The sequence below is a fragment of the Candidatus Tisiphia endosymbiont of Xenochironomus xenolabis genome (assembly GCF_964264705.1).
Lineage (GTDB): Bacteria > Pseudomonadota > Alphaproteobacteria > Rickettsiales > Rickettsiaceae > Tisiphia.
Map to the genome: position 1 here is coordinate 1,316,617 of NZ_OZ183473.1, position 12,581 is coordinate 1,329,197.

The following is a 12,581-nucleotide window of genomic DNA, read 5'->3' on the forward strand; positions in this document are numbered from 1 at the left end:
AATAATATATATTTGCAAAAATTTAATAATTCATTCATAAGGGAGTTAATTATGGCACGAAAGAATGACTTTATCGAAAAAGCTGACAAATTTATAGGTGAGAAAATCTATTCTCTAAGGCTTGCCAAGGGATTGTCGCGTCAACAACTTGCAAGGGTAATAGTAGTAACACATCAGCAGTTACAAAAATATGAGAAGGGGGTCAATAGAATACCAATGGGCAGGCTAATTCTTATTGCTAAAGCACTAGAAAAAAATATCGATTATTTTTATAATGGTTTAGAAGAGGTTGATAATGTTGAACCTGTACATACTCAACACCAGCGTATGTGTATAGAAGTGTCAAGAAATTTTATGAAAATTCGTAACCCTGCACATCAACAAGCGGTTAATGCATTGATACGCTCTTTGATTAAAGAAGATTAGGTAAAATAAAACAGAATGAAAATATTGTAAGATTAAATAGATATCTAAATAATTTAGTGAGCGTTCACGGAAAAAAGTTAAAGTACAAAACGTCATTGCGAGGAGCTACTTTAGTAGCAACAAAGTAATCCATTATTGGTCATTTTATGGATTACCGCGTCGCCGCCAAGTGTCTCCTCACTAATAGACGCTTGGCGAGCAGATTTTTTATTTATCATAAGAAAATAGCAGAAAACCGTGAACGCTTACCTTCTGGAACTTCTTATCCCGATGTTCATGTATTATGTAATTTACAAAACCATAATTAGGTTCTGTTGACAAAATTTTTAACGTAACCATATTAAAGAGCCAACGAAATTTAAAAAAGCTAAAAAGGTGGTTGGGGCTTTATCAAACCTAGAAAACATAAGCCTAAAATGTTTGATTTTACCAAAGAAACATTCAATTTAAGTACCGTTCTTTATAAATATGTCTATCATATTCACGTTGTACTTTACGATTAGATTTTGGTGGTATAACAACCTCACATCCCTTATTTGCTTCTACAAACGTACTACTATCATATCCTTTATTGCCTATCACTGTCGTATTCTGAACATGTATGGACCTACCCGATAATGCAAGAAAAAAATAATATATAACAGCAAACAATCGAATGCAACCATGTATCAGGCTTATAGTTAATAAATCACTTTAAATTTACCCTATAGCCCTGATGGAATTCGCTGGCTTACAAACTTATACTTATCATCTTTTCTACTTCTAAAGAGCCATTGTCCAGTTCAGTTTTTTCATAAGCTAAGGTTTGTCTTATTTACCATCAATATTATCATTCTTTCGCATATTCCAGATTAGAATCTATTAAATTTCTACTTACCTATAATATCTCGTCAACTATTTGTACCAATTCTTTAGCTACAAACTTTACTCTCGGTATAATCATTGCCTGAACTGAGTACCGTAAACACCACCCTTGCTAGATACTGTTAACAAAGGTATAATTTAATAGCAGCAAGAGCGATAAACGAGAGGAAAGAAAGATCATCTTTTTCATATCAGACAGTAAGCCTCTAATTTTCTTTTATTTTTCCAAAGAATCTTTCAATAGCTCCTCTAAGTTTGTATTTTTCTCTATCATAAACAATTTCTGTTTTTCTATTTTTTCTGCCAGGGATAACGGTAATATTATTCTGAGACTCAAGGTTTGGTCTATTTTTATTACTATCATATCCACGATCTTGGATAACATCACATCCAACGATGTCTGCAGTTAACTATTCTGCTACAGCAATATCGTTCCTATTGCCAGCAGTTAAAAATCCTTTTTATGTGCCATGACGTAGTCATAGCAAGATGTAATTTTGTACTCATTCCTCCTTTACTTTTTCCTTTGCTTTGCATCCCCCTTTTAACCCACCACTGTGTCGATATAGTTTAAAGGTTGTGCTATCCGTAATTACTATGTTAATTAATAATTTTTACTTTGTTGTAAGATTATTAAGATTTTCCACCATATTCCTTTTTCGCTGCCTCTTTTAAAGCGTTGGTAGATGGTGTACCAACATCCATAGCATTTTGGTAAATCCCTCCACAGTATCCCGGTTCTTAACACATACATTATTGTACAAAATACCTTATAATGGCTAATCTTTGGGGGCGTCCTTTCCAAATATAATTCTTCTCTATGATTGGTTCTATTTCATTTCCAAAAAATCCTTGTTTTAAAGGGAATAATCGTGAATCCATTATATATCTATTCCTTATACTACCCCCATTTGTCTAGACCAAATTTTCATAAATGATCCGTTTTTTTAATTTTTTTATCTATAAAATACAGATATCTTTTTTTACACTGTATAATACACTTCAGCTGGTATTTTATACTGTAAACTTTGATGTCGTCTTTGGTAATTATACCAACTAACAAAATCTTTTATTACTATTTCTAATTCCCTAATACTACTTGGTTTATAGTAATATATCGCTTCTTGTTTCAAGGTTCTCCAAAGCCTCTCAACATATATATTATCAAAGCATCTCCCCTTGTGATCCATACTAATTTTTATATTTCTAGAACTTAACTCTTTAATAAAATCATTACTAGTAAACTGCACCCCTTGATCACTATTAAAAAATCTCAGGATTGTGCTTTGTTAACGCCTCTCTAAGTGTAGATACACAAAATCCAGCTTCAATATATGGCGACAATTCATAAGTTATAATATATCTACTATATAAATCAATTGTTGCAATAAAGTACATAAACTTTCCTTCAATGGCAATATATATAATATCAGTAGCCCATACTTGATTAGCTCTGTCAATCACTAAACCAGTAAGTAAATATGGATATATTTTATGTGCCTTCTCCTTGATACTAGGATTACATTGTTTCTTTTGATATAAGCCCTGCAACCCAATATCTTGCATTATTCTAAGTATTTTTTTACTATTAACTTCTACACCAGAAGCTTTGAGTTCCGCTGTAATTTTTCTATACCCATAACGACAATCAGAAGCCAAATATATTTCATTGAGCAAATTAGCAGTTTCTGCATAATCGTTAATTATAGATTTATAATAAAGCCCCGATCTGCATATCGATAGCAATAGAGCTTGCTTGCGTACAGATACATTACTGTCTAATACCAATTCCCAAATTTAATTTAGTATAAAGATGAGAAAAATAGGTTATAATGTAAAAGATAGATAAAATTAGGAATGTAATGGGTACTCATCAAAAATTAATAACAGAAGATTTATACAAACAGGCTATAGCTCAACTTGCAAGTACGAACAAAGAGAATAGGATCGCTATTAGGTTAAGAGCTATAGTAGCTGCAAAAGAGCATGGTATTGGTATGGTGTCTAAAATATTTGATATCACAACTAATACGCTAAGAAACTGGATAAAAAGCTTTGCCCAAGGCGATGATAAAAATCTTGAATATAAAAAAGGTAGGGGAAGGAAAAGCGATTTAACGGAAAGCTGCTATGAAGCAATAAACAAATGGATACAAGAAGATTGTAACATAACAATAAAAAGTATCGTCATAAAACTTAAAGAAAATTTGGGAATTAATGTAAGTAAATCGGCTGTACACAGGGCATTGCACAAGCTTAAGTTTGCGTACATTACTCCAAGACCAGTGCATTACAAACAGAATAAAGAAACTCATGAACAGTTTAAAAAAAAATTCAAGAAAAAATAACAAGCAATCCAAGAAGTTTTTTGTATTTCTTTGATGAATCGCGTTTTGGAACTCATTCTAAATTAGGTCATGGTTGGTTTCGCAAAGGTATCAGAACTCAAGTTAAAATCAAAATAGGTTTTCAGAATTTTTATGTTTACAGTGCTGTTAACCCAATAACAGGAGATGATTTTAGCTTAATGATGCCAAATGTTAATACTATGTCTTTGAACATGTTTCTTGCGGAAATGTCTAAACATATAGGCGATCAAAAAGCCATTGTTGTTATGGATTGTGCTGGATGGCATAAGGCTAAGGACTTAGTGGTTCCTGCTAATATAGAAATTCTTTATTTGCCACCATATTCTCCTGAATTAAATCCTGCGGAGCGATTATGGGAACATTTAAAGTCTGAGACTATAAAGAATAAAGTATACAATACAATTGAACAATTAGAAATAGTAGTATCTTCCTCTATTAAAAATTTAAATACCTTGCTAATTCAATCTATTTGTTGCATGAATCATTTACTAAATTAAATTCGGGAATTGGTATTAGTTAATCCAATATTATCTTTTATCAGTTCACAAAAATAAATAAGCATATTGGCTTTTGCTAAAATGATGGTTTTCTGCTCATCTTTATCAAAACCCTTATCAAAACCAACTATTTTAACTTTTTGTATTATTTTATTGTTTTCAACTTTAAAGAGCTTATCAAGATCGTTCTTTATAAATTCTAATGGAAATTTCCCCACTCCACAGGCTGGATCACAAATAGTCATTCCTTCTTTTAGCTCACCTTCTGCCATTTCATTGATAGCACGGACAACTTTAATCGGAGTAAAGAATTGCCCCCAATTCTTTTTACTGATACTTTCTTTTAAAAAACTCTCGAATAACTTACTTTTAAAATCATGGTCAATATGTTCAAGTTTTCCATAATTTTTAAATTTTTGTAGAACTTTTTTAAAGACTATTCCGTAACCATCAACAGCTTTTTGTTCTTTGCTGATAAATATGCTACCATTTATTATGGTGGTCTTGTCTAAAGCATTTTCAGGAAACAGCTCTTTTATTTGTGGCCTGATAATATTTGCATAATGTTGTAAAACTGTATTAGTTTCATTGCCTTCTTCATACATCCCAAGTAAAGTGTAAAAATTATAAGTACCTTGCAATATTTTTAAATCACTTAAATATTTGAATATAAATAATTCAACAAATGTGTATAAGCAATTATCAGGGGTTGCACCGCTAACACTCCAAACATCTTGCCATATTTGTTTTGCTAAATCTGTTGGATTGACTAGTTCTTTTGGTAAGATTCTATCATTTTTCTCATTTATTGATTGTATTATTTCATTGATAACTTTTGGTAAGTTTATATCTTTAGAATCAAAAGGATATTTAAAATCATTAGCTTCTTGGGTTTTCACGGTATTACCAGTAGCAACATTAAACCATACCGTCTCTTTGGTATCAGTTGCAATAATTAATTTTGTTTTTAGTTTTTTGGCAACCTCAATTTCTTGCAGAATGGCATTATTTTTTTTATCCTTGGTATTAAAATGTTCAGGTGATTTAAATTCCACAATAGCAATAACTTCTTTTTGTTTGGTGATAATGGCATCAACTCTCTTGTTTGATACATTCCCATAATCTATACTTCTTATTATATCAGATTTTTTTAAAGCACTAATAGTTGTTGAACCAATATTATAAAAATTCCAAGTCCCTATTTTTTCAGGATTCTTGATTAAATCTCGTTGCAGAAGTTCTTCGCTCATAATTAAATCATCCAATTATTCAATAACAATTTAAAAGCCGCGTTATTGTTCCTTTAGTTATATCCAAAACAAAACCCATCAACAATAGATACTTAAGATATTTGTCAAAAAGATAATTGCTGGTGCTGTTAGCTTATTTATGCTACACTTTCTTAAAGCAAATATTTATAGTAATTCTCAAATATAATATAATAATATGACCTTTAAACTTTCTGATCTTAATACAACAGTTAAAGATATTAGTACCATTCAAGGTAAAAATAAGCCGCCAAGAATGCTAGTAGGTACGGATGAGTTCTATGACTTGGTTGTTAATAGTGATGTATTTGTTGATAAAAGTCTAATGATTCAAGAATTACTAGAGGACAATGGTAAGGTTATCCTAATCACCAGACCAAGACGTTGGGGTAAGAGCTTGAATATGAACATGCTCCAGAAATTTTTTGAGATAGAGGTGGATCAAAATGGTGTTCCTTTCCCTACAGAAGATAGAGTAAATAACAAGCTATTTATCGGGGGTGAAGTAGATTTAGGACTAGCAACAGGTAGAAAAAAGTTACTTAAGAAGTTGAAAATAGCTCAGTACCCAGATGTAATATCTGAGTACCAAGGTCAATTTCCGGTGATTTTGCTCAATCTTAAAGATGTAAAAGGTAGTAGTTATCAAGAAATAGAACTAGGTATAAAGGATCAAATTATAGAATTATTTGCAAGTCATCATTACTTAAATCATCATGTAACAGAAGATACAGGACTATTAAATAATGCCCAAAAAGAAAAACTAAGGAGATATTTTGATGGGAAACTTGAGAGAAATGACTTAAAAGATAGTTTACGGGTTTTGAGTGAAGTACTGTACAAACATTTTGGTCAAAAAGTTTATATATTGATCGATGAATACGACACGCCGATCAATAGTTCGTATATTGAATTTGGTGATAAATTAAAAGAATTTGATGATGTACTAAAAATATTCCGCGGGATGTTTGGCAGTAGTTTAAAAACTAATCCTTATTTAGAAAAAGGGGTAATAACCGGCATATTACGAGTTGCTAAAGCTAATTTATTTTCGGATTTGAATAATGTTAGTGAATATAGCTTGCTTGATGAAAAATATTCTAAGTTCTATGGTTTTACTCAAGCAGAAGTTGATGAGTTATTAACCAAAGTACCAACAGCAACTAATCCTGAACAAATTAAAGCTTGGTATAATGGTTATAATTTTGGCGGAGAAATCATCTATAATCCATGGTCGATTATGCAATGTTTAGCTCATAAAGGCAAGCTTGACCATTATTGGCTTGATAGTGGGGGAACTGGTCTTGTTGATAAAGCATTATTGTCAGATGGAATGCAACAAGATATTCAGCTACTCGCTAGTGGCAAAAATATTATCTCCCCTATTACCAGACAAATTAGTTTCAGTGATATTAACACACGGTCAGGGCTATTTAGTCTATTGTTATTTAGTGGTTATTTAAACCCAATGGTAATCGAGTCAGAAGAGGATATTTATCAATTATCTGCTCCTAATAAAGAGGTAAAACACATATATAATGCAAGATTATTGCAGTGGGTGAGCAACAAGTTACAAATGGATAGTTCTTTATATTATTCATTTGCTAGTTTGCTGCCGGCAGGTAAAATAGAAGAATTTAAAGAAAGGTTGCAAGAATTATTACTAAACGCTACTAGTTTTCATCAAACTGGCGAGAAAAAAGCCGAGCTATTTTATAGTGGCTTTATGCTAGGTTTAATTAACACGTTATCTCTTGGCTATATAATAGACAGTGAAAGAGAAACCGGTAGCGGTAGGGCGGACATTGTGCTACTACCCAAGATAGGTAAAGGTGACAATGCTATTATTATTGAATATAAAATATGTAAATCTCCTGATATTTTAGAATCTGTTGCCAAAGATGGGCTAGATCAAATCATGAGAAAAAAATATGAGACTAAAATAAAAGAACACTCTCATGTTCAGAAAATTATCAAAATTGCTATGGCTTTTTGCGGCAAGGAAGTGGCACTAGAATATCAGATTGATGTGGTGAATCTTTAAACTATTTAATATATACTCAATTAACCTGAAGAGTTGCAGAAATGGTTAACAGTAATAGTTTGGAAGTTATCATTTATTAAGGTACGTAACCTATATTTATAATCGGCGATGTTGCTAAAAAATTTGTTTATTGCTTCCGAAAATAGTATAATGGTTCCAATATTTTGGACAGAAAAATAAGAAAAATGAGATAGAATTCTTTAGCAAACAAGGAGAGCTAGAGATGAAAAAACAAGTAAGGCAATATAGTGCTGAGGAGAAAGCCAAAATTGTCATAGAAGCAATTAAGGGAGAGCTAACAATAGCCCAGATAACCAGTAAGTATGGTGTTCATGCAACACAGATAAGTAACTGGAAAAAACAAGGTCTTGAGTTGTTAGTACAAGGTTTTAAGAATAAAACACAGAGTGCTGACCCAAATCAGCAGGGGTTAATCAAGAATCTATATGAGCAAATTGGTCAGTTAAGCGTTGAGTGTGACTGGCTCAAAAAAAATCTGCATTGTTTGGAATTAAAGGTTAGGTGTAATATGATAGAGCCTAATCATAATAAGTTAACAATTGTACAACAGTGTAAGTTATTGGATATTAGCAGGTCAACCTATTACTATCAACCTACTGGTATTAGTGAACAAGATATCAAGATTATGGCAATAATTGATGAGACCTATACTATGCATCCATATTATGGTATGCGGCGGATGGCTAAATATTTACAAGCCCAAGGTTTTTCGGTAGGTCGTAAAGCTGTTAGACGTTATACCAATTCCCAAATTTAATTTAGTAAATGATTCATGCAACAAATAGATTGAATTAGCAAGGTATTTAAATTTTTAATAGAGGAAGATACTACTATTTCTAATTGTTCAATTGTATTGTATACTTTATTCTTTATAGTCTCAGACTTTAAATGTTCCCATAATCGCTCCGCAGGATTTAATTCAGGAGAATATGGTGGCAAATAAAGAATTTCTATATTAGCAGGAACCACTAAGTCCTTAGCCTTATGCCATCCAGCACAATCCATAACAATAATGGCTTTTTGATCGCCTATATGTTTAGACATTTCCGCAAGAAACATGTTCAAAGACATAGTATTAACATTTGGCATCATTAAGCTAAAATCATCTCCTGTTATTGGGTTAACAGCACTGTAAACATAAAAATTCTGAAAACCTATTTTGATTTTAACTTGAGTTCTGATACCTTTGCGAAACCAACCATGACCTAATTTAGAATGAGTTCCAAAACGCGATTCATCAAAGAAATACAAAAAACTTCTTGGATTGCTTGTTATTTTTTCTTGAATTTTTTTTTAAACTGTTCATGAGTTTCTTTATTCTGTTTGTAATGCACTGGTCTTGGAGTAATGTACGCAAACTTAAGCTTGTGCAATGCCCTGTGTACAGCCGATTTACTTACATTAATTCCCAAATTTTCTTTAAGTTTTATGACGATACTTTTTATTGTTATGTTACAATCTTCTTGTATCCATTTGTTTATTGCTTCATAGCAGCTTTCCGTTAAATCGCTTTTCCTTCCCCTACCTTTTTTATATTCAAGATTTTTATCATCGCCTTGGGCAAAGCTTTTTATCCAGTTTCTTAGCGTATTAGTTGTGATATCAAATATTTTAGACACCATACCAATACCATGCTCTTTTGCAGCTACTATAGCTCTTAACCTAATAGCGATCCTATTCTCTTTGTTCGTACTTGCAAGTTGAGCTATAGCCTGTTTGTATAAATCTTCTGTTATTAATTTTTGATGAGTACCCATTACATTCCTAATTTTGTCTATCTTTTACATTATAACCTATTTTTCTCATCTTTATACTAAATTAAATTTGGGAATTGGTATTACTACAAGATAATGGGTCTTGAAGCTGTTTATCCTAAAATAAATTTAAGCAAGAGGAATCAGGCACATAAAATATATCCTTATTTACTAAAAGGATTAGAAATAGCATTGCCAAACCAGGTTTGGAGTACAGATATAACGTATATAAGACTGAGCCAAGGGTTCGTATATTTAGTAGCTATTATTGACTGGTATAGTCGTTATATTCTAAGTTGGCGAATCTCCATTAGTTTGGAAAGTGAATTTTGTGTAACAGCCCTTGAAGACGCTATAGAAAAATATGGTATGCCAAAAATATTTAATACTGATCAAGGAGTACAATTTACCTCGGAGAATTTTATTAGTATGCTAAAGCTACATAATATCTTGATTAGTATGGATGGTAAGGGACGAGCCTTAGATAATATTTTTATTGAACGTTTTTGGCGATCATTAAAACAGGAAAAAATTTATCGGATTATTTTAACAACAGTAAAGGAGGCAAAGACAGCAATTAACTAATATATGGACTTTTATAATAGACAAAGGATGCATCAAACTTTGGATTATAATACTCCAGAATGTGTATATTTTGAAAAAAATATTGTATAAAAACAACAATTTAATTTTTGTGAATTATATCTCTATTTATCTAAATTTTTGTCTAGACAAAGGGGACCACCTTACTTGGTTAATCATTGGATTTTCTTAACCGAAGACTATTGAGGAAAGTGGAACTCAGTAATGGATACTGCTTATCCTACAACAAGGTTAGAAAATATTTATCTTTAGAAGATAATATATTGGAAATATTTTTATTTTTAGTTATAGTCTACTTCATAATTAAAAATAATGTGTATCTAATGGAAGATATTCATAACTGGCAATCAAAGTTTGAATCTTGTAAATATGCTGAAAGGTTACTCAGTAAATTAATTTTACTAAACAAACAAGTAAAGCAACCAATAGATATTGAGGAGGTTAAAAAAGGTATATATTACGCCAAAAAATATCATGGCACACAGATGCGACAATCCGGCGAGCCATATTACTCTCACCCTATAGAAGTAGCATACATGGTTGCTGAACATACAGCATTAGGAATTTTAAAATATTTTAGAACTGATATGATTGTTACGTCATTACTACACGATACTATCGAGGATACGGAACTTACACAAACTATGATAACTAGTATTTTTGGTGATCAGGTTGCTAGTCAAGTAGAAGACCTAACCCGAATTAAAGGTGAACACAAAATTAGTTCTGCTGAAATAGTAGAAACCTTGTATAGACAGAAGAAAAGTGATATTTTGGTTATTAAGATATTTGATCGGCTTCATAATATGCAAACTATAGGCTCTAAATCTTCTGAGAAAAGAAAAAAATTGTCGAAGAAACTCTTAAAAGATTTATAACTCTTAGTATCTATCTTGAAGATCAAATAGATGGAGTGTTAAAAATAGAAAAAAGAATAACTGAATTATGTTATCAAAATTTACCTGTCAAACACTATCTGTTACAGAACCAAAAAATGATCTTTAAGGATAATTACCAGCTTTTTTTTCCAACTGTTCAAAATGAGACAATCCATAACTATATCCAACATATATTGGAATCATCATAATCCATACTCCCCCATTACCAAAATATTTTATAAAGTAAACAATGCCGAAGAGGTAATTATGTATATAATTGCACGTGACAAGGCATATGAAAAGTTACTATAAGTAAATCTTTTAAAGATCGGAAAGTTCCTAAAGATAATCGGAAACGCTGGTGTTTTAGAGGGCCCAAATACCAAAATAAATAGTTGGAATAACATCAAATAAAACGGTGTTGTTATTCCATAATCCAATAGATATGGACAAAAGGGGATAAAAATAAGCATAATAATTATTTTTACTTTTAGTATTTTTAGTGGATATATTCTATAACTTAAATATATTATAAATAACATATAAATAATTGTACCAATTGATACTAGAAAATTGTGATTAATTACTTCTTCCGGTTTATAACCAAATTGATTTTTAAGAATATTTCCACAATGAATGAAAGCAAAATAAAAAGTTAAAGGCCAACTACAATCTATTAAAAACAAAGCAAAAATTGTTTTTTTGTCAGGTTTATCTTGCCAAATTGGATCGTCTTCTAATATTTTTTTGTTCATATCAGTATTTTCCAATATTTTTTTAACTCGTCGTTTTGCATCAGCAAATTCTGGTGTTTCTCTAAGTGCAGTCCTAGCTATCACTCCTATTAAAGCAATTGCTGCTCCTATCCAAAATGCTATTCGCCAATTTAACTCAAAAGAGGTAACAATAGATGCAATATCTAAAGCGGTAGCACTACCTATAGCACCAAAAGCATCTATTAATGCTACAACTGGATATTGTACAGGTGGTTTAGTAATTTCAGTTAGGTAAAGTTGTGCCCCCATTATTTCTCCCATCGAAGACATACCTTGTGCAATACGACATATAGTCATTATCCAGGTAGCAGTAATACCTATCTGAGCATAAGTTGGTAGATTAGCCATAATAATACAGGAAATAGCCATCATAGAAGTGGTGATAATTACTGTTGCTTTACGACCAATATTATCACCAATCCAGCCAATAATTAATGCTCCAATTGGTCTAAAAACAAAAGTAGCACAAAACGCTGTTGCAGAATAAATAGCTGAAGTGTAAGGATCAGCTTTTGGAAAAAAAAGCTCATTAAGAAGTACCGCCATATGAACATAGAGCATTAGATCAAAATACTCTAAAAAGGTGCCTATGGATAGTAGACCAATAGCTTCCTTCTGTTTCCTAGTTAAACTCCTGTGTTCTTGCTGGTACTCTATCATTTCTCCCCCGTTCTTCATACTTTATATTATACATATAATGATAGTTTGGCTTAATGATAGCAAGAAAAAATAATGTAGAAAATTGAAATAATAAATTTTTTGCTTGTAACAATATCACGGTACTCAAATAAAAGTATAAATATTATAGAGGAGACTTCTTATACATAGGTAAATTTGCAGAATTCTTTTTGCAATATCTATGCCAATTGTAGTAATCTACACTTTAGATATTCAATTTGTTGTTTTATGTTTATTCTTAATTCTAGAGGATTAGTAAATGCTTTTCATTCTGTAAATTGGATAGGTCTATTCTCTATAACCTAAAAGCATCAAGGTGTTAATTATAAACACCTGTAAAAATGTTACTATAATGTAAAAACTGTTGTACATGAACAATCCCTTATAATCCAAAATTTGATGA

The 12,581-nt window shown here is 31.4% G+C and carries 14 protein-coding genes and 2 pseudogenes; 7 read left to right on the forward strand and 9 right to left on the reverse strand.

The window, feature by feature from the left end:
- Positions 1 to 51: 51 nt before the first annotated feature.
- Positions 52 to 426, forward strand: coding sequence for a helix-turn-helix domain-containing protein (locus tag ACFELY_RS06425; RefSeq protein WP_341759292.1), 375 nt, complete (start codon positions 52 to 54; stop codon positions 424 to 426).
- Between the two features lie 207 nt (positions 427 to 633).
- Here the strand turns inward: ACFELY_RS06425 and ACFELY_RS06430 are convergent, their stop codons facing one another.
- From ACFELY_RS06430 to ACFELY_RS06450, 5 genes and pseudogenes are all read right to left on the reverse strand, one after another.
- Complete coding sequence (locus tag ACFELY_RS06430) at positions 634 to 765, reverse strand: hypothetical protein (protein ID WP_375333961.1); 132 nt, start codon at positions 763 to 765, stop codon at positions 634 to 636.
- Between the two features lie 102 nt (positions 766 to 867).
- Positions 868 to 1,077 (reverse strand): hypothetical protein, encoded by a 210-nt coding sequence (locus tag ACFELY_RS06435; RefSeq protein ID WP_375333962.1) that lies wholly within the window; start codon positions 1,075 to 1,077, stop codon positions 868 to 870.
- 419 nt (positions 1,078 to 1,496) lie between these two features.
- Entirely contained in the window at positions 1,497 to 1,688 is a 192-nt protein-coding gene (locus tag ACFELY_RS06440) for a transposase (RefSeq protein ID WP_375334161.1), read from the reverse strand.
- Between the two features lie 206 nt (positions 1,689 to 1,894).
- A complete protein-coding gene (locus ACFELY_RS06445) occupies positions 1,895 to 2,095 on the reverse strand; it encodes a transposase (RefSeq protein WP_375333963.1) in 201 nt (66 codons plus the stop codon).
- A gap of 178 nt (positions 2,096 to 2,273) precedes the next feature.
- A pseudogene (locus tag ACFELY_RS06450) lies at positions 2,274 to 3,069 on the reverse strand (IS3 family transposase); the annotation flags it as partial.
- Between the two features lie 83 nt (positions 3,070 to 3,152).
- On the opposite strand from ACFELY_RS06450, the gene ACFELY_RS06455 reads away from it, so the two are divergent.
- Positions 3,153 to 3,638: a helix-turn-helix domain-containing protein gene (locus tag ACFELY_RS06455; protein ID WP_341758975.1), complete on the forward strand. Its 486-nt coding sequence runs from the start codon at positions 3,153 to 3,155 to the stop codon at positions 3,636 to 3,638.
- A 20-nt stretch (positions 3,639 to 3,658) separates the two neighbouring features.
- Complete coding sequence (locus ACFELY_RS06460) at positions 3,659 to 4,156, forward strand: IS630 family transposase (RefSeq protein WP_375329725.1); 498 nt, start codon at positions 3,659 to 3,661, stop codon at positions 4,154 to 4,156.
- On the opposite strand, the gene ACFELY_RS06465 is transcribed toward ACFELY_RS06460, so the two are convergent.
- Positions 4,153 to 5,406: an N-6 DNA methylase gene (locus ACFELY_RS06465; RefSeq protein WP_375333964.1), complete on the reverse strand. Its 1,254-nt coding sequence runs from the start codon at positions 5,404 to 5,406 to the stop codon at positions 4,153 to 4,155. The genes ACFELY_RS06460 and ACFELY_RS06465 overlap by 4 nt on opposite strands.
- Before the next feature lie 196 nt (positions 5,407 to 5,602).
- Between ACFELY_RS06465 and ACFELY_RS06470 the strand changes: the two genes are divergently transcribed.
- Together ACFELY_RS06470 and ACFELY_RS06475 are read left to right on the forward strand one after the other, a co-directional pair.
- Positions 5,603 to 7,468 carry an AAA family ATPase gene (locus ACFELY_RS06470; RefSeq protein WP_375333965.1) on the forward strand — a complete coding sequence of 622 codons (1,866 nt, stop codon included), beginning with the start codon at positions 5,603 to 5,605 and terminating at the stop codon, positions 7,466 to 7,468.
- Positions 7,469 to 7,691: 223 nt separating this feature from the next.
- Entirely contained in the window at positions 7,692 to 8,246 is a 555-nt protein-coding gene (locus ACFELY_RS06475; RefSeq protein ID WP_375333966.1) for an IS3 family transposase, read from the forward strand.
- Here ACFELY_RS06475 and ACFELY_RS06480 read toward each other — a convergent pair.
- Positions 8,243 to 8,740: an IS630 family transposase gene (locus ACFELY_RS06480; protein ID WP_375333967.1), complete on the reverse strand. Its 498-nt coding sequence runs from the start codon at positions 8,738 to 8,740 to the stop codon at positions 8,243 to 8,245. The genes ACFELY_RS06475 and ACFELY_RS06480 overlap by 4 nt on opposite strands.
- Before the next feature lie 20 nt (positions 8,741 to 8,760).
- The gene (locus ACFELY_RS06485) at positions 8,761 to 9,246 is read right to left on the reverse strand and encodes a helix-turn-helix domain-containing protein (RefSeq protein WP_341758975.1); all 486 of its coding nucleotides are present in this window, start codon (positions 9,244 to 9,246) and stop codon (positions 8,761 to 8,763) included.
- A 93-nt stretch (positions 9,247 to 9,339) separates the two neighbouring features.
- Between ACFELY_RS06485 and ACFELY_RS06490 the strand changes: the two genes are divergently transcribed.
- On the forward strand, positions 9,340 to 9,828 hold the full coding sequence (locus ACFELY_RS06490) for an IS3 family transposase (RefSeq protein ID WP_375333968.1): 489 nt from the start codon (positions 9,340 to 9,342) through the stop codon (positions 9,826 to 9,828).
- Between the two features lie 209 nt (positions 9,829 to 10,037).
- Positions 10,038 to 10,724, forward strand: a complete 687-nt coding sequence (locus ACFELY_RS06495; protein WP_375333969.1) for an HD domain-containing protein — start codon at positions 10,038 to 10,040, stop codon at positions 10,722 to 10,724.
- Between the two features lie 123 nt (positions 10,725 to 10,847).
- Here ACFELY_RS06495 and ACFELY_RS06500 read toward each other — a convergent pair.
- Positions 10,848 to 12,160: pseudogene (locus ACFELY_RS06500) on the reverse strand (MFS transporter).
- Positions 12,161 to 12,581 lie beyond the last annotated feature (421 nt).